17 protein-coding genes are annotated in these 16,467 nt (G+C 70.3%); 5 read left to right on the forward strand and 12 right to left on the reverse strand.

The window, feature by feature from the left end:
- Positions 1-35 precede the first annotated feature (35 nt).
- Entirely contained in the window at positions 36-788 is a 753-nt protein-coding gene (locus tag BXU09_RS01845; protein WP_078300210.1) for a serine/threonine-protein kinase, read from the reverse strand.
- Positions 789-1,017: 229 nt separating this feature from the next.
- Here BXU09_RS01845 and BXU09_RS01850 point away from each other — a divergent pair, with 229 nt between their 5' ends.
- Both BXU09_RS01850 and lepB read left to right on the forward strand, forming a co-directional pair.
- Positions 1,018-1,815 carry a patatin-like phospholipase family protein gene (locus BXU09_RS01850; protein WP_199084090.1) on the forward strand — a complete coding sequence of 266 codons (798 nt, stop codon included), beginning with the start codon at positions 1,018-1,020 and terminating at the stop codon, positions 1,813-1,815.
- A gap of 50 nt (positions 1,816-1,865) precedes the next feature.
- Positions 1,866-2,648 (forward strand): signal peptidase I, encoded by a 783-nt coding sequence (lepB, locus tag BXU09_RS01855; RefSeq protein ID WP_078300214.1) that lies wholly within the window; start codon positions 1,866-1,868, stop codon positions 2,646-2,648.
- 86 nt (positions 2,649-2,734) lie between these two features.
- Here lepB and BXU09_RS01860 read toward each other — a convergent pair whose 3' ends face one another.
- From BXU09_RS01860 to BXU09_RS01875, 4 genes are all read right to left on the reverse strand, one after another.
- Positions 2,735-3,052, reverse strand: coding sequence for a DUF503 family protein (locus BXU09_RS01860; RefSeq protein ID WP_055362108.1), 318 nt, complete (start codon positions 3,050-3,052; stop codon positions 2,735-2,737).
- A 2-nt stretch (positions 3,053-3,054) separates the two neighbouring features.
- Complete coding sequence (locus BXU09_RS01865) at positions 3,055-3,279, reverse strand: heavy-metal-associated domain-containing protein (protein ID WP_078300216.1); 225 nt, start codon at positions 3,277-3,279, stop codon at positions 3,055-3,057.
- The gene (locus BXU09_RS01870) at positions 3,279-3,776 is read right to left on the reverse strand and encodes a DUF1999 domain-containing protein (RefSeq protein WP_078300218.1); all 498 of its coding nucleotides are present in this window, start codon (positions 3,774-3,776) and stop codon (positions 3,279-3,281) included. The genes BXU09_RS01865 and BXU09_RS01870 overlap by 1 nt, the downstream gene beginning before the upstream one ends.
- A 263-nt stretch (positions 3,777-4,039) precedes the next feature.
- Positions 4,040-4,582, reverse strand: coding sequence for a nucleoside deaminase (locus BXU09_RS01875; protein ID WP_078300220.1), 543 nt, complete (start codon positions 4,580-4,582; stop codon positions 4,040-4,042).
- A 293-nt stretch (positions 4,583-4,875) separates the two neighbouring features.
- Here BXU09_RS01875 and BXU09_RS01880 point away from each other — a divergent pair, with 293 nt between their 5' ends.
- Positions 4,876-6,588 carry a long-chain fatty acid--CoA ligase gene (locus tag BXU09_RS01880; protein WP_078300222.1) on the forward strand — a complete coding sequence of 571 codons (1,713 nt, stop codon included), beginning with the start codon at positions 4,876-4,878 and terminating at the stop codon, positions 6,586-6,588.
- An 81-nt stretch (positions 6,589-6,669) separates the two neighbouring features.
- Here the strand turns inward: BXU09_RS01880 and tsaD are convergent, their stop codons facing one another.
- The 4 genes from tsaD to raiA all read right to left on the reverse strand — a co-directional run bounded on the left by tsaD (position 6,670) and on the right by raiA (position 10,336).
- Positions 6,670-7,704: a tRNA (adenosine(37)-N6)-threonylcarbamoyltransferase complex transferase subunit TsaD gene (gene tsaD, locus BXU09_RS01885; RefSeq protein ID WP_078300224.1), complete on the reverse strand. Its 1,035-nt coding sequence runs from the start codon at positions 7,702-7,704 to the stop codon at positions 6,670-6,672.
- Positions 7,705-7,907: 203 nt separating this feature from the next.
- Complete coding sequence (locus BXU09_RS01890) at positions 7,908-8,282, reverse strand: hypothetical protein (RefSeq protein WP_078300226.1); 375 nt, start codon at positions 8,280-8,282, stop codon at positions 7,908-7,910.
- A gap of 1 nt (position 8,283) precedes the next feature.
- Positions 8,284-9,366, reverse strand: coding sequence for a butyrate kinase (locus tag BXU09_RS01895; RefSeq protein WP_078300228.1), 1,083 nt, complete (start codon positions 9,364-9,366; stop codon positions 8,284-8,286).
- 400 nt (positions 9,367-9,766) lie between these two features.
- Positions 9,767-10,336: a ribosome-associated translation inhibitor RaiA gene (raiA, locus tag BXU09_RS01900; protein ID WP_055362512.1), complete on the reverse strand. Its 570-nt coding sequence runs from the start codon at positions 10,334-10,336 to the stop codon at positions 9,767-9,769.
- Positions 10,337-10,620: 284 nt separating this feature from the next.
- On the opposite strand from raiA, the gene BXU09_RS01905 reads away from it, so the two are divergent.
- Positions 10,621-11,280, forward strand: a complete 660-nt coding sequence (locus BXU09_RS01905; RefSeq protein WP_078304589.1) for a TetR/AcrR family transcriptional regulator — start codon at positions 10,621-10,623, stop codon at positions 11,278-11,280.
- A 28-nt stretch (positions 11,281-11,308) separates the two neighbouring features.
- Here the strand turns inward: BXU09_RS01905 and BXU09_RS01910 are convergent, their stop codons facing one another.
- The 3 genes from BXU09_RS01910 to BXU09_RS01920 form a co-directional block, all read right to left on the reverse strand.
- Positions 11,309-12,655, reverse strand: coding sequence for a 3-oxoacid CoA-transferase (locus BXU09_RS01910; protein WP_078304587.1), 1,347 nt, complete (start codon positions 12,653-12,655; stop codon positions 11,309-11,311).
- A gap of 23 nt (positions 12,656-12,678) precedes the next feature.
- A complete protein-coding gene (locus tag BXU09_RS01915; RefSeq protein WP_078300231.1) occupies positions 12,679-13,974 on the reverse strand; it encodes a thiolase family protein in 1,296 nt (431 codons plus the stop codon).
- 299 nt (positions 13,975-14,273) lie between these two features.
- The gene (locus BXU09_RS01920; RefSeq protein WP_144011933.1) at positions 14,274-14,504 is read right to left on the reverse strand and encodes a hypothetical protein; all 231 of its coding nucleotides are present in this window, start codon (positions 14,502-14,504) and stop codon (positions 14,274-14,276) included.
- A gap of 217 nt (positions 14,505-14,721) precedes the next feature.
- Here BXU09_RS01920 and pgi point away from each other — a divergent pair, with 217 nt between their 5' ends.
- Positions 14,722-16,356 (forward strand): glucose-6-phosphate isomerase, encoded by a 1,635-nt coding sequence (pgi, locus tag BXU09_RS01925; protein WP_078300235.1) that lies wholly within the window; start codon positions 14,722-14,724, stop codon positions 16,354-16,356.
- The last annotated feature ends 111 nt before the right edge of the window (positions 16,357-16,467 follow it).

Raw genomic sequence — 16,467 nt, forward strand, 5'->3', positions numbered from 1 at the left:
ACAGCGCCCGTCCCGCCTCCTGCCGTGCCGGCCGGTCAGTACGGCAGCCGGGCCAGCCGCAGCAGTTCCTGCCGGACGCGGCCCGCGTCGTTGGGACGCTCGGCGCGGTGGGGCCGGATCAGGCTGGCATGCAGGGAGCCCAGCGGATCGCCACTGAGCGGCTGAGGTTCGTCCGGGTCGGGCAGCGCCCCGTGAATGCCCCAGCCGAGCAGGACGCCCACGCCGTACAGGTCGCTTTCCGGGCCGAGCGGTTCGCCGCGCGCCGCCTCCGGGCTCTGGAAGGCGGCCGTACCCATGCGCACGGGCGTGTCGAAGGTCTCGAAGGCCGGGCCGGACAGGTCGAAATCGACGAGTTTGGCGCTGCCGTCCTCGTCGACCATGATGTTCTCGGGCTTGATGTCGCGGTGTACGAGGCCGCGCCCGTGCAGGTACGCCAGGGCGTCGAGCAGGTGCACGATGGTCAGCAGGAACGCGCGGCGTTCGGTCCGGGCGGCGGGCCGCTGCGTGAAGCGCTGGAACAGCACCTCGCCGCGCGCCAGGGTTCCCACCAGCGCGGGCTGGTCGTCCACGACGGCGCGGTGCAGCACCCGCACCAACCGGGGGTGGTGCAGGTCGTGCGCGTGCTGGTACTCGCGGTCGGCGTAACTGCTCAGATGCGCGGGAAAGATCTTGACGGCGCAGGGCTGACCGTCGCGGGCCACCCCGAAGTACACCAGGCTGTGGGAGCCGCGACCGACGGGACGGATGAGCCTCACTCCGTCACCCACGATCTGTCCTGCAAGCGGCATCCCGCACAGGCTACCCCAGGGGCGCGCGGGGCGGGTAGGCCCCGGCAGTCCCGGCCCGCGCCGCGCCCGGCTCTGCGCGGCCGAAAAGAGCGCCGGCAGCGGCTCCGTCCGTCCGAACTGAACCCGGTTCAACATGGCCGCGCACGCCGTAGAATCGGGGCATGCCCCTGCGTCCTGCCCGTCCCCGGCCCCCGACACGCCCCGGCACCCTGTGCGTGAGCGTGGCGGCGTGAGCGGGTACGGACTGGTCCTGGGTGGCGGCGGCGCGCGCGGACTGGCGCACGTGGGCGTGTGGCAGGTTCTCGAGGAACGCGGGGTGCTGCCGGACGTGGTCGCCGGCACCAGCATGGGCGGGCTGGTGGGGGCGTTCATTGCGGCCGGGTACAGCGGCGAGGAACTCGAGCGCCTCTCGCGGTCCGTGTCGTGGCGGCGACTGCTGGACCTGCGGCCCGGCCCCGGCCTGATCCGCACGTCCAGCCTGACCGCGTGGCTGGCCCACCACCTGCCCCCCACCTTCGAGGAACTGAAACGGCCGCTGGCGATCACCGCGACCGACATGCTCTCGGGCCGCGCCGTGTACCTGACGCGCGGGGACCTGCACACCGCGCTGCGGGCCACGACTGCGTACCCCGGCGCGCTGGAACCCGTGCCGGTCGACGACATGCTGCTCTCGGACGGCGGAATCCTGAATCAGGTGCCGGTGGACGCGGCGCTGTTCCTGGGCGCGCGGCGCGTGCTGGCGGTCGACGTGACCGCCCCGGACCCGCTGGAACTGCACGAGCGGCGCGTGCTGCTCTGGAAACGCGAGGCCAGCCTGGGGCCGCTGCGGGCGCTGCGCCGCTCGGTCGAGATCATGCAGGCGCAACTGACCGACGCCCGCATCAGCCTGTACCGCCCGGACGTGCTGCTGCGCCCGCACCTGGGTGACATCGACCTGATGAACTTCAACCGCGCCGCACAGGCCACCCAGGCCGGGCGGGACGCGGCCCTGGCCGAACTGCCCCGCATTCGCGCGCTGCTGGGCTGATCCGCGCCGGAGACATGCGGCCCGGCCGCATCCGGTATTCTGCCCGGTGCATGACCAGACCTGACAGACCTGCACCGACCGCCCTCCAGAAGCTGTGGAAGGAACTGCTCGAACCGATCGCGTTCGCGGTGGTCATCACGCAGTTCGTTGCGACGCTGGTCGGCGTGGACGGCGTGAGCATGATGCCCAACCTCCGCAACGGCGAGCGGGTCTTCGTACCCAAGTACGAGACCTGGCTGCACAAGGCCGGCGTGGGTGAATTCAAACGCGGGGACATCCTGATCTTCAAACCGCCGCGCGAGGCGAGCGCCGGCATCTCGAACCTGAACAAGAGTGCCTTCGGCCTGTGGACCTACCGGCCGTTCCTGATCAAGCGCCTGATCGGTCTGCCCGGCGACCGCATCAGCATCACGGGCGGCGAGGTCACTGTGAACGGCACGCCGCTGGATTCCAGCTGGACGACCGACTACTGGCAGCAGCAGGGCTGCTGGGACACCCAGAGCGACCTGGCGAACAACGCCACGGCCTCCGTGAACTACGGCGTGGTGCAGGACCGCAAGGAATTCACCGTGCCGGAGGGCCGCTACTACGTGATGGGCGACAACCGCACCCAGAACGGCTCCGAGGACTCCCGCATGATCGGCCCCGTCGAGCGCCGCGACGTGGCGGGCCGCGCCGCCGCCGTCGTGTGGCCCATCATGCGCAAGGCGAACGTCACGTACGACTGCTCGGCCGGAGCGGTCGCGGAATTCAGCGGCGACAACGTCCTGAACTGGCGTCTGCTGACCCCGCCCGCCGGCTTCGACGCCCTGAAGACCCCCGTCACGCCGTAACCCGCACCACGCCGCCATCCCCGCCGCAAGGAAAGTCCCCCGGATCAACTGGTATCTGGGGGACTTTTCTCTGTGCGGGCTTCGGATCAGTCCTCTTCGTCCTCCGCACCCAGCGGCGTGATCTCGGTGTGCTCGCTGGTCACGCGGTACGGTCCTTCCCTGGCGATGTAGTCGGCGGCCATGCGCAGCGTTTCCTCGACCCAGGCGTAATCGTTGCTGATGGTCGCCACGCCGATCACTTCCCAGTCGTGGGCGTCCAGGCCGTCGAGGCGGGCGACCGTCAGCGGGTAGCGGGCCTTCAGGCGCTCCACGACCGGGCGGACCAGGGCGCGTTTCTCTTTGAGGCTGGCGACCCAGGGCATCTCGACCCGGATGGTCAGGACGCCCACGTAGCCCAGGGCCACGCTCAGAGCATGCCGGCCAGGAATCCTTGCCGGCGCACGGCGCGCACGAGATCCATGACGGTCAGTTGTGAGGGGTCGTAGTGCACTTCGATCTGGCCGTCGTCGGGCGTGGCGCGGCTCACGCCGGGCAGGGCGGTCAGTGCGGCGGCGACGCCCGTTCCGGCGTCGCGGGTCATGCCGCGCACGCCCAGCAGCACGCGGGTGGCGGTGTTGGTCATGCCTGTCATTATGCGCCCTGCGGCCCGGTCCGCAGGCGAATTCCGGGGGCGGTATCGGCGCGGGTACCCAGGTGGCACACGGCGCTCTGGCCAGTCACGACGGCACTCTCGGCCAGCGCGGCGGCGTGCAGTTCGGGCGTCAGGGTGAAGTGCAGTTCGTACACGGCGGTGTCGTACGCGCTTTTCACGGCGGCGTGCAGCAGGCCCTCGTGCGTGCCCTCCGGGGCGTCGGGGGCGACGGCGACGGTGCGGACCAGCACCAGGGGCCGGTCGCCCTGCCAGACCGACTGCGCCAGGATGAAGCCCATCAGGGTGTCGCCCTGCTCGGCGGCGAAGGAGTGTTCGCTGCGTTCGTAGAATTTCAGGGCGGGGAGGCTGGTGTGCGTGCGGCCGTCACGTTCCCGTTCCGGCAGGGTGTCGAAGGCCGGGTCGTGGTGGCGTTGCAGGCGCAGGTCCAGGGCCTGCATGGCCGGGTAGTCGGCCTCGGTGAAAGTGCGGTAACGCATGCGGGCAGGCTAGCCCATGCGGGGCGGCCGGACCGTGAAGTGGCGTGCAGGGGCGGGTGGAACCGCGCGGGGAACAACGGGGCGCACCGGGCCGGTGCGGGGTGCCATACGGACTGCCGTTTGTTTCGCTGACAATCCGGAACTTCACCGGATTGCCAGCTCCACGTCCGGAGGGGCGTTTCTCTCCCACTCTGCGGAGCAGCTCTACGAGTTGCATCCGCTCGGACCCAGCGGCTTTGCAAGCCATTCCATCGGAGTCCGTATCACAGCCCGGCGGTCTCGGTGGGGTAGCGGCGGCGCCACAGCTGCCAGCCCTCGTCGGGGAAGGCGCGCCGGGCTTCCGGGGCGAACAGCCGCGCGCCCTCGCGTTCCAGTTCGGGATCGGGGGTGGGGACCACCTCGGTTTCCTGCATGGCAGGGTGATCGCTCCAGGCGATCAGGCGTCCGGAGCCGCCCCAGGGGTCGTCCGTGACCCACACGACGCGGCCCACGCCGAGCAGGGCGCTGGCGCCGCCGCACATCAGGCAGGGTTCCAGGCTGGTGTACAGCGTCAGGGTCTCGGGGTTCTCCAGTTTGCCCACGCTGAAGTACAGGTCCATCTCGGCGTGCGCGACGCTGGCCTTGCCGACGTGTTCGGGCGTCTGGGCCTCGCCCACGCGGTTGCGGCCGCGCGCGACCTCGTGGCCGCTGGCGTCGATCAGGACCGCGCCGACCGGGGCGCTGCCGGCCTGCTGGGCCTCGCGGGCCAGGTCGAGGGTGAGGCGCAGCCAGCGGCGGTCGTCGGGGGTGGGGGTCTGGGGGGGCATGACGGCAGTCTGAAGGGCGCCCGGCAGAATTCTGTGCGCTGGACTGGGTTCTGCCCGTGTATGAAGGCCCGCTTCAGGGCAGGTGCTGGCCAGCCGCGCGGGGGCCGGGGGTCTCTTGATGCAGCTTCATTTTTGCTTATACTGAGTTCAACTTCGAATCGATCTGTTCCGCTTCAGACCCACCGGGGTCACGCGCTGCACGCCCAGGCGCCCTGCCGGGACAGGTTTCACCCCCCCTCCCCCGCCTGCTCATCCACCGAGTCCGGGGCGCCCCCAGTTTCCCCAGGAGAGCCATGACCCAACCCAACCCCACCCGCCCCTGGCTCAGCAGCTACGAACCCGGCGTGCCCCACACCTTCACGCCCAGCGGCCTGACCCTCCCGGACCTGCTGCGCCGCACCGCCGAGAAGTACCCGGACCGCGTGGCGATGTCCTTCATCGGCGCGAACACCACCTACGGCCAGCTGTACAAGGACGCCCAGCGCTTCGCCGCCGCGCTGCACAAGATGGGCGTGCGCCCCGGCGACCGCGTGTCCATCATGCTGCCGAACACCCCGCAGTTCGTGACCAGCTTCTACGGCACGCTGCTGGCCGGCGCGGTCGCCGTGAACACCAGCCCCATGTACACGCCGTCCGAACTGGAACACCAGCTCAAGGACAGCGGCAGCGAGACGCTGATCATCCTGGACACCTTCTACCCCCGCTACGAGGAGATCCGCGCCCGCGTGCCGGTCAAGCGGACGCTGGTGACCGGCGTGCAGGACGCCCTGCCGTTCCCGAAGAACCTGCTGTACCCGGTCAAGGCGCGCCGCGAGGGCACCTGGGTGAAGGTGCCGTTCGACGAGCGCGTCCTGTCGTACCCGAAGGTGCTGGCCTCCCAGGTGGCGGCCGCCGCGCCCAGCGTCACCATCCGCCCCGACGACGTGGCCCTGCTGCAGTACACGGGCGGCACCACCGGCGTGCCCAAGGGCGCCATGCTGACCCACGGGAACCTCGTGTCGAACTGCGAGCAGGCCCGCATGTGGATGAGTGACCTGCGCGACGGGCAGGAGGTCACGCTGGCCGCCATTCCGTTCTTCCACGTGTACGGCATGACGGTCGCCATGAACCTCAGCGTCCTGACCGGCGCGACCCTGGCGCTGGTGCCCAACCCGCGCGACATCAAGATGGTCCTGTCGCAGATCACGTCGTCCGGCGCCACGCTGTTCCCCGGCGTGCCCACGCTGTACAACGCCATCAACAACCACCCGGACACGCCCAAACACAACCTGACCAGCATCCGTGCGTGCATCAGCGGCAGCGCGCCCCTGCTGCTCGAAACGTCCCGCCGCTTCAAGGAGATCACGGGCGGCGCCAACCTCGTCGAGGGCTACGGCCTGACCGAGGCGAGCCCCTGCACACACACCAACCCCATCTTCGGCGAGCAGCGCGAAGGGAGCATCGGCGTGCCGTTCCCCGGCGTGGACTCCATCGTCGTGAACGACGACGGGCAGATCGTCGCGCCCGGCGAGGTCGGCGAACTGTGGATCGCCGGCCCCATGATCATGAAAGGCTACTGGCAGCGCCCCGACGAGACCGCCAAGACCCTGCGCGAGGCCCACGGCCGCACCTGGCTGATGACCGGCGACATGGCCACCATGGACGCCGACGGGTACTTCCGGATCGTGGACCGCAAGAAGGACCTGATCATCGCCGGGGGCTTCAACATCTACCCCCGCGAGGTCGAGGAAGTCCTGATGAGCCACCCAGCCGTCCTGGAAGCCGCCGCCGTCGGCGTGCCCGACGACTACCGCGGCGAGAGCGTGCACGCCGTCGTGGCCCTGAAACCCGGCGCGACCGCCAGCGAGGCCGACATCATCGCGCACTGCAAGGGCCTGCTCAGCAACTACAAGGTGCCGCGCAGCGTCGAGTTCCGCACCGAACTGCCCAAGACGGCCGCCATGAAGATCCTGCGCCGCCAGCTGGCCCAGGAAGCCCGCGACACCCAGAAGGCCAAGAGCGCCTGACAGGGAGCAGTAAGGCAACACAGGAGCGGGGCGTGCCGGTTCAACGGTCACGCCCCGCTTCTATCTGTTTCTACTCCACAGTTAAGCGTTTGCCAGCGGCGCGTAGGCGGTCGCGCCGCCGTCCAGTGGGCTGGCGGGCCGGCCGGCGCGGATGGCGGCCGCTCCGGCCAGGGCGATCATGGCGCCGTTGTCGGTGTTCAGACCCCGGCCGGGGAACACGACGTTCAGGTCGGTCGCCCTGAAGGCTTCGCGCAGCGCGGTGTTCGCGGCGACGCCGCCGGACACGACGACGGTGCCGCGCCCGTGGGCGTGCGCGGCGCGGGACGTGGTCTTCACGAGAACCTTCACGGCGGCCTGCTGGAAACTGGCGGCGAGATCTTCCGGCGCGGCCCCTCCCCGGTGGGCGAGCAGCGCCGCCGTCTTCAGGCCGCTGAAACTGAAGTTGAAGGTCTTCTGCCCCTGCAACGGCTCCTTGAACGGCACGGCGTCCGGGTTGCCGCGCGTAGCGGCCTCGCTGATGGCCGGGCCGCCCGGGTAGCCCAGCCCGGCCAGCCGGGCGATCTTGTCGAAAGCTTCGCCCGCCGCGTCGTCCATGGTCGCGCCGACCAGCACGTACTCGCCGTCGCGCGGCACGTCGAACAGGTGCGTGTGGCCGCCGCTGACCACCAGCGCCAGGAAGGGGGCGCGCAGTTCGGCCTCGCTGGCCGCCGCGAAGATGTGCCCTTCCAGGTGGTGCGCCGCGTGGAACGGCACGTTCAGCGCCTGCGCCAGCCCCTTGCCGTACATCAGGCCGACCAGCAACGCGCCGACCAGGCCGGGGCCGGACGTGGCGGCCACCGCGCCGATGTCGCTCACGGTCAGGCCCGCCTCACGCAGCGCGTCGCCCATGACCTCGTCGATACGCTCCACGTGCTCGCGGCTCGCCAGTTCCGGCATGACCCCGCCGTAGCGGGCATGCACCGTCTGCGACCACACCCGGTTCGCCAGCAGGTTCACGCGCCCGTCCGGCAGGAGTTCCACGATACCGACCCCGGTGTCGTCACAGGAGGTGTCTATTCCCAGAACACGGACAGGCCCAGGCGGAACGGACGGCAGGGAGGCGGCAGAAACACTCATCGGGACGGAGTGTAGCAGTCACGCCAGACGCGAACGGTGATGGCGGATGGCGGATGGCGGATGGCGGATGGCGGATGGCGGATGGCGGATGGCGGATGGCGGATGGCGGATGGCGGATGGTCAACAGCGTGTACGCGGCGGACCCGCCCCGGTCAAGCCCATCTACGCCCTACGGCCTACACCCCACTACCCGCTGCCCCCTGTCAGCGTTGCTGGTCGCGCACGGCGGCGAGCGTTTCCTCGAACTCGTCGAGGAAGTCGTCTTCCAGGGCGCGGTCGCGGATCAGGGCGTCCTGTTCGGTGGTGGCCTGCTCACGGGTCCAGCGGACGCGGGCCTGCCGGGCGCTGCTGACGTTGCCGCGTCCGGCGATGAACCGCGCGGCGTGGCGGACAGCGGCGTGGGGGTCCTCGGTGGGGGCGGTGACGCTGAGGTTCCGCAGGCCGCCCTGGTCGTTGACCATGGAGCAGGTCACCTCGACGCGCAGACCACGGCGGGCCAGGAAGACCTGATCGACGCGCCACATGCTGGTCGCGCGGATGGGTTCCGGGGCGGTTCTGGGGGGGCGGCGGCGCGGCATGTCAGCTGCCGGCCGGGCGGGGCGGGTGCCAGTCGCGGGCCTGTTCGAGGCCCAGCAGGACGCGGCCGGCACCCTCGGCGAGCGCTTCGAGTTCCAGTTCGCCGGGGATCACGAGGACCGGGGCGATCCACGCGACGCGCCGCTCGATGCGGTCGGCCAGTTCGTCCCAGCGGGCAATGCCGCCCGTGATGACCAGGGCGTCCGGGCGGCCGCTGAGCGCACCGGTCTGCTCGCCCAGCGCCTTGCAGACCTGATGCACGAACGCGGCGGCGACGGCCTGCACGTCGGCGTCGCCGGGGAGCCGCTGTTCCAGGTCGCGCAGGTCGCGGCTGCCGGTCAGGGCCAGGAATCCGCCCTCGCTGCTCAGGCGGGTGAGGGTGCCGGCCTCGCCCAGGTCGCGGGCCAGGGCCAGCAGCGCGCGGGGCGGGATGGGGCCGCTCTGCATGGCGCCCATGGGGCCGCCGTCGGGGCCGGTGCCGGTGGTGTCGATGGCGCGGCCGCAGTCGAAGGCGGTGACGCTGGTGGTGGCGCCCAGATGCGCGACGATCACGCGGGCATCCTGAAAGCGTTTGCCGACCTCGTGTGCGGCGCGGCGGGCGACGGCGCGGGCGTTCAGGGCGTGGAATTCGGCGGTGCGGCGCACGCCCCGCAGGCCGGTCAGGCGCGCTTCGGGCAGCAGTTCATCGGCGCTCTGCGGGTCGACGATGAAGGCCGGGACGCCGCGTTCCTGCGCGGTGGCCAGCGCGAGCGGGCCGCCCAGGTTGGGCGGGTAGGTGGCGCCGCTGCCGCTGACGGCGTACGCGGAGAGTTCCGGCGTGACGCGGTACGTGCCGGTGGCGACCTGTCCGATCAGGCCGCCGCGCCCGACGATGGCGTCCGGGGCGGGCCAGTCGGCGGTCAGGGCCAGCACGGCGCGGGCGAGGTCCGGGACCTGTTCGGCGGTGGGCGGGATGACCAGCGGCAGGTCGGCGCGCGTGAGGGTCAGGCGAAGCTGTCCGGGCAGCGCCGGATTCTCGCTGGGTTCGATGCTCGCGCAGGCGAGCTTGATCCCACTGGTTCCTGGATTGATCACATGGGCGATCACAACGCCGCAGCGTACCAGATCGCCCGCCGGGAACGCCGGGACAAATGAGGACTTGATCAGGGTCTTCTCATGCGGACTGCCGTCTGTTTCGCTGGCAATCTCGTGGCGGTCCGGGTAGCGGGCGAAACAGACGGCGCCCGATCATGAGCACGCCCGCCCGGCTTCGCTGGGCCACACGCAGCAGAGAGGCAGACGCCACTGCTGGTCGTCTGCCTCTCTGCTGCGTGTTCAGGTGGCGGGCCTTAGGCCCTGTCAGGGGGGGGTCATACGGACTCCGATTGAATGGGCTGCAAAGACCATTCAATCCGAGCGGATGCGAGTGGGAGCAGGGCGGGTTCCGGACGTGGAGCTGGCAATCCGGTGAAGTTCCGGATTGTTAGCGAAACAAACGGAATCCGTATCACTGCACGCTGGGTTCGATCAGGCCGTAGTGGCCGTCCTTGCGGCGGTACACGACGCCGCAGGTGTTCGTCTGCATGTGCATGAACACGTAGAAGTCGTGACCCAGTGCTTCCATCTGCGCCACGGCGTCCTCGGGGCTCATGGGTCGCATGTCGAAGCGTTTCATGCGGACGATCTCGGGCATGAACTCGCTCACGTCGTCCAGGCCGGCGTTCACGTCCGCCTCGGCGGGGCCGGGTTCAGGCTGGGGCGTGACCTCGTGGCGGCTCTTGAGGTAACGGGTCTTGAATTTGCGCAGCTGGCGTTCGAGCACGTCGCTGGCCTTGTCGATGGCGGCGTACATGTCCGCGTGGTGTTCCTCGGCGCGGATGATGCCGCTGGGGACGTTCAGCTGCACCTCGACCCTGTTTCGCCGGCCGGAGTCCCGCACGTCACGGACGGTCAGGGTGACGCGCGCGTCAGTGATCTGATCGTTGTAACGGTCCAGTCGCGTGAGTTTCTCCTGCACGTAATCACGCATGGCGTCGGTGACTTCAACGTTCCGGCCTGACAGCTTGTAGATGTGCACGGCTTTCACCTCTTCCTTTTCCCGGAGGGTGGGATCGGCTCCGGTGATTCACTCTAGGCCCAAGGTCAGCGCCGTGTCAGGCGAACAGCTCACTGCGCCGCGCGGGCATTTCGGGGTATGCTCCGGAACAGAGAGTACGGGCGTCGCTGCGGCGGTGCCGTACGGCAACCCCCTTGTGCCGCCTCATGCCGCCGCGCAGACGCCCCGGCCTGGGGTGGGTGTCTACCAGTCAGATGAAGATCCACTGCGTGCGCGTGGCCCGGCCCCGGCTGTATTCTGAACGCGTGAAGGTAGACCGGCAGGAACAGGAAGAGGCGCGCCGCGACCGGATTGCCCGCGCGGCCTTCGAGCTGTTCGCGCGCAGCGGCCTGGACGCCATCAGCGCGCAGGACATCGCGCGCGCCGCGTACGTGAGCCGCACCAACCTGTACCGCTACTACCCCAGCAAGGTGCACATGCTGCTGGCGCACTTCGAGAAGGCGGTGCAGGCCAGCCGGGACGACGCCCTGGAACGCCTGCGGGCCGGCGCAAACCCCCAGCAGGTCTGGGATAAGGTCACGGGCCGCATGGCCGACCTGGGCGTGCGCTACCGCCATCTGGTGGGCGCCGTGGGTCAGGCGGTCCTGGGCGCCGCGCCGGAGGCGGAGAGGCCCGGCGCGACCGTGGACCGCGCGCCCGGCGACGGCCTGCGCACCGCGCTGACCCTGGCGGCGCTGGTGCAGCCCGTGCTGCTGGCCATGCAGACGCAGGGACGCCTGCGCCCGGAGGCGAACGTCAACATGCTGAGCGTGCTGCTGGTGGACGCCTTCATCCTGGCGCTGCTGCACGGCGGGCACCGCGACCAGCGGGACGTGCTGCGCGACTGGCAGGACCGGTTCAGCCTGCTGATGCACGGGGCGCTGGCCCCCGGCGTGCAGTTACGCGACCTGGACAGCCAGAACTGAGCGCAGGCTCCAGCCGTCCGGGTTGGTGTCAGTCCAGGGCCTCGACAAACGCCGCGCCGGTACTGACGCGCACCTCGTCCAGGGTGGCGCCGGGCATCAGTTCGGTCAGGGTGAGTTGCCCCGAGCGGAACTCGAATACGGCCCGGTCGGTGATGATCAGGCTCACCGCGCCGCGCGACGTGAGCGGCAGCGTGCATTCGGGCACCACCTTCGGCGTGCCGTCGGGGTCGGTGTGGGTCATCAGGACGATCAGGCGCCGCGCGCCGCTGGCGAGGTCCATCGCGCCGCCCACGCCCAGCAGCGGCTTGCCGGGCACCGCCCAGTTCGCGAGGTTCGCGTGGGCGTCCACCTGCAGGCCGCCCATCACCGCCACGTCCACGTGCCCGCCCCGGATCATGCCGAAACTGTCGGCGCTGTCGAAGTAACTCGCGCCGGGCAGCGCGGTGACCGGGACCTTCCCGGCGTTCACGGGGTAGTCGAGCGCGCCGCCCTGTTCGGGGGCGGGGCCGACGCCCAGCATGCCGTTCTCGGTGTGCAGGTTCACGCCGTGCGCGGGCGTGATCAGGTCCGCGACCAGGGTGGGAATGCCGATGCCGAGGTTCACCACGTCCCCGCGCCGCAGTTCCTGCAGGGCGCGGCGGGCCATGTGCATTCTCGCCTCGTCCACCTTCTTGGCGCTGCCCCTGACGTCCGCGCTGCTGCCCAGCGCCTCGGCGGTCAGGGTCGCCTGCACCAGATAATCCACGTACAGGCCCGGCGTGTGCACCTGCTCGGGCGGGATGGTGCCGACCGGGACGATCTCCTCGACCTCCGCGATCACAAGGTCGGCGGCGGTCGCCATGGCGCGGTTGAAGTTCTGCTCGGTCAGGCGGTACTGGAGGTTCCCGGCCTCGTCTGCCCGCCACGCGCGCACGAAGGCCACGTCGCCGCGCAGGGCGGGCACGAAGATCATCTCCCGGCCGTTCAGGACCCGCACGTCCGCGTCCCCGGCAATGACGGTTCCGGCGGCGGTGGGGGTGTAGAACCCCCCGATGCCCGCGCCCCCGGCGCGCAGCGCCTCGGCCAGACTGCCCTGCGGGATGAGCTGCACCTCCAGGCGGCCCTCCTGCGCGGCCGCCACCGCCTCGCGGTTGCTGGTGAAGAACGACCCGACGGCCTTACGCAGTTGCCCGTTGCGCAGCAGCCGCCCGCCACTCAGGCCCGCCTCGCCCACGTTGTTGGCCACGTACGTCAGGTCGCGCACGTCCGTCTCCGCCAGCGCGTGCACGAGGTGGACGGGATTCCCGGTCATGCCGAAGCCGCCCACCAGCAGCGTCTGCCCGGACTTCACCAGCGCGGCGGCCTGGGTGGCGGTGATGACCGGGACGTGCTTCAGACCCGTCGGGGCTGCCGTGGCCGTCATGCCTCCACCCTCTCGATGATGGCCGCCTCGCCCTGTCCGACGCCCACGCACAGCGTCGCCAGTCCGTAGCGACCCCCCTGGCGGGCCAGTTCGTGCGTCAGCGCCACGATCAGGCGGGCGCCGCTCATGCCCAGCGGGTGGCCCAGCGCGATCGCGCCGCCGTTCACGTTCACGCGCTCCTGCGGCAACTCCAGCTCGCGGATGCAGGCCAGGGCCTGCGCGGCAAAGGCCTCGTTCAGTTCGATCAGGTCCAGATCCTGCACGCTCAACCCGGTGCGTTCCAGAACCTTGCGGGTCGCGGGAATCGGACCCAGGCCCATCACGCGCGCCTCCACGCCTGCCGCTGCCGCGCCCACCCAGCGGGCCAGCGGCGTGACGCCCAATTCGCGGGCCTTCGCGGCGCTCATCAGGACCAGGGCCGCCGCGCCGTCGTTCAGGCCGCTGGCGTTCCCGGCGGTCACGCTGCCGCCCTTGCGGAAGGCGGGTTTCAGGCCCGCCAGGGTGGCCCCGTCGGTGGCGAGGGTGAAGCCTTCGCCCTCCCGCTTCACGCGCGGGTGCTCGTCGGTGTCGAACACGGTGACGCCCTTGCGGCCCTTCACCTGCACGGGAACGATCTCGTCCCGGAAGCGTCCGGCGTTCAGGGCGTCCATGACCTTGCGCTGCGACTCCAGCGCGAAGGCGTCCTGGTCCTCGCGGGTGATCTCACCGCCCTGGTAGGCACCCTCGCGGGAGCGCCCCACGATATTCTCGGCGGTCTCCCCCATCGCCTCCAGCGGGAACAATTCCTCCATGGCGGGGTTCGGGAAGCGCCAGCCGAGCGTGGTGTCGAACGCGGTGACGTTCCCGTTCGCGAAGGCCTGCGCGCCCTTGGGCATCACGAGCGGCGCGCGGGTCATGCTCTCCACGCCGCCCGCCACGTACACGTCGCCGTCGCCGTTGCGGATCGCGCGGGCCGCCGTGTTCACGGCCGAGAGGCCACTGGCGCACAGGCGGTTCACGGTCAGGCCCGCTGCGGTGTCGGGCAGGCCCGCGAGCAGCGCCGCCATGCGGGCCACGTTGCGGTTGTCCTCGCCCGCCTGGTTCGCGCAGCCGAGAATGACCTCCTCGATCTGATCGGCCGGGACGCCGCTGCGCGCGACGGCCTCGCGGATGGCGTGCGCGGCGAGGTCGTCGGGCCGGACGGTGGAGAGACTGCCACGGATGGCGCCGATGGGCGTACGGACGGCCGCGACGATCACCACGTCACGGTCCGGCAGGCTGTTCAGGGAGAGGGGGGCAGCGGGCTGGGTCATGGGTTCCTCCTTCGGGCCGCAGGACACGACCACCCCGCAGGACGCGGAGAGGACCTGAGGCCCGGTTGTCGACCGCCGCATTCAAGCGCGCCGGAGACCGGATTGGAAGGGGCAGCCGGACGCCGGAGTTCCGGGCGGCCCTGCCAGCTGATACGGATTCCGTCTGTTTCGCTGTCAGGTCACAGGTGAGCGGACTGGCCGTTCCCCTGCTCCCGCAAGGCCGCCACACGGGTCACGCCCGCAGAAGCGCGGATTTCCGGCGACGGCGGGCGTGGAAGGTCAGAACGGAGGGGGATTGTTCAGGGTTGCCGGGCGCGGCGCAGGCGGTTGAGAATCGCGAACACCTGACGCTGCTCCTCGGCCAGCAGGGCGCGGCGCAGGGCCTCGGCCGACAGCGGCTGTGTGGGAAGTTCGGCGGGGGCAGGGCGGTACGCCGCGCCGGGCGCCTGAACGCGGGGTTCTTCCCTCAGGTAGGGTGTCCCCCACTGGGCCCAACTGGATTGTTCTGCGTCCCTCACCTTCCTGGTCATGCCCTCAGAGTAATGAGGACAATCGCACAATTCTCTGACTGAACATTGAAAGGTCGTGCCAGTCGGCAGCTGGCCGGAGCCAGTCCTCATGAGCGGCGCGCGAGAAGAGCGTGAACGCGCCCAGACAGCCCCCGCGGACCGTCCCTGGCGGGCGGTATGCTCGCGGGCGTACAGGGCGCGCGGCCCCCAGAGGACCGCCGCTCCGGGAGGACACCCTATGCCGACCATCACCCAGTTCCGCAGCTGGCAGGACCTGACTGCCCACGCCGAAGCCACCCGCGACCTGCACCTGCGCGACCTGTTCAGCGCCGACCCGCAGCGCGGCGAACGCCTGAACGCCGAGGGGGCCGGGCTTTACCTCGACTACAGCAAGAACCGCGTGACCGACGAGACCCTGGGGCTGCTGCTGGCCCTGGCCCGCGAGACGGGCGTGGAGGCCCGCCGCGACGCCATGTTCGCCGGCGAGAAGATCAACGTGACCGAGGGCCGCGCCGTGCTGCACACCGCCCTGCGCGCCCCGAAAGGCGCGACCGTCATGGTGGACGGCCGCAACGTCGTTCCCGACGTGCATGAGGTACTGGACCGCATGGCGGCCTTCGCGGATCAGGTGCGCGCCGGGACGTGGCTGGGCCACACCGGGCGGCCCCTGCGGAACATCGTGAACATCGGCATCGGCGGCAGCGACCTGGGACCGGTCATGGCCTTCGAAGCCCTGCGGCACTACGCGCAGCGGGACCTGACGCTGCGCTTCGTGTCGAACGTGGACGGCACGGATCTGGTCGAGAAGACCCGTGACCTCGACCCGACCGAGACGCTGGTCATCGTGTCGAGCAAGACCTTCACCACGCAGGAGACCATGGCGAACGCCCAGAGTGCGCGCGCCTGGCTGCTCGCGGCGATGGGGGACGAATCGGCGGTCGCGCGGCACTTCGTGGCGGTGTCCACGAACGCGGACGCCGTGCAGAAGTTCGGGATCGACACCGCGAACATGTTCGGCTTCTGGGACTGGGTGGGCGGCCGCTACTCGATGGACAGCGCCATCGGCCTGAGCCTGATGCTGGCCGTCGGCCCCGACCGCTTCCGCGAGCTGCTGGCGGGTTTTCACGCCATGGACGAGCACTTCCACACGGCGCCGCTGGAAGGGAACCTGCCGGTCCTGCTGGGGCTGCTGGGCATCTGGTACAACAACTTCCATGACGCGCAGAGCCACGCCGTGCTGCCGTACGACCAGTACCTCGCGTACTTCCCGGCGTACCTGCAACAGCTGGACATGGAAAGCAACGGCAAGCACATCACCCTGGGCGGGCAGCCCGTGGACTACCAGACCGGCCCGGTCATCTGGGGGCAGCCCGGCACGAACGGCCAGCACGCCTTCTACCAGCTGATCCACCAGGGCACCAAGCTGATCCCGGCGGACTTCATCGGGTTCTGCCAGACCCTGAACCCGCTGCCGCTGGGTGACAGCGCGCCGCACCACGACCTGCTGATGGCGAACGTGTTCGCGCAGACCGAGGCACTGGCCTTCGGCAAGAGCCTGGACGCCGTGCTGTCCGAGGGTGTGCAGCCCGACCTCGCGCCGCACCGCGTGTTCGACGGGAACCGCCCGACCAACACCATCCTCGCCGACCGCCTGACCCCGCACACGCTGGGCGCGCTGATCGCGCTGTACGAGCACAAGGTGTTCGTGCAGGGCGCCGTGTGGGACATCAATTCCTTCGACCAGTGGGGCGTGGAACTGGGCAAGGTGCTGGCCGGGAAGATCGTGCCGGAACTGCACGCCGACGCCGAACCCGAACTGCAGCACGACAGCTCCACGAACACCCTGATCCGCCGCTACCGCACGCGCCGGTAAGCCGCGCAGGAGCGGGAGGCGTGACCCACGCAGGTGGCCGCCTCCCGCTTCTGCGTCAGCCGGCAGCGGCCTGCCACCCGGAACGACCTGGACTCCATGCCCGCCTCCCGC

The sequence above is a fragment of the Deinococcus sp. LM3 genome (assembly GCF_002017875.1).
Taxonomy (GTDB): Bacteria; Deinococcota; Deinococci; order Deinococcales; family Deinococcaceae; genus Deinococcus.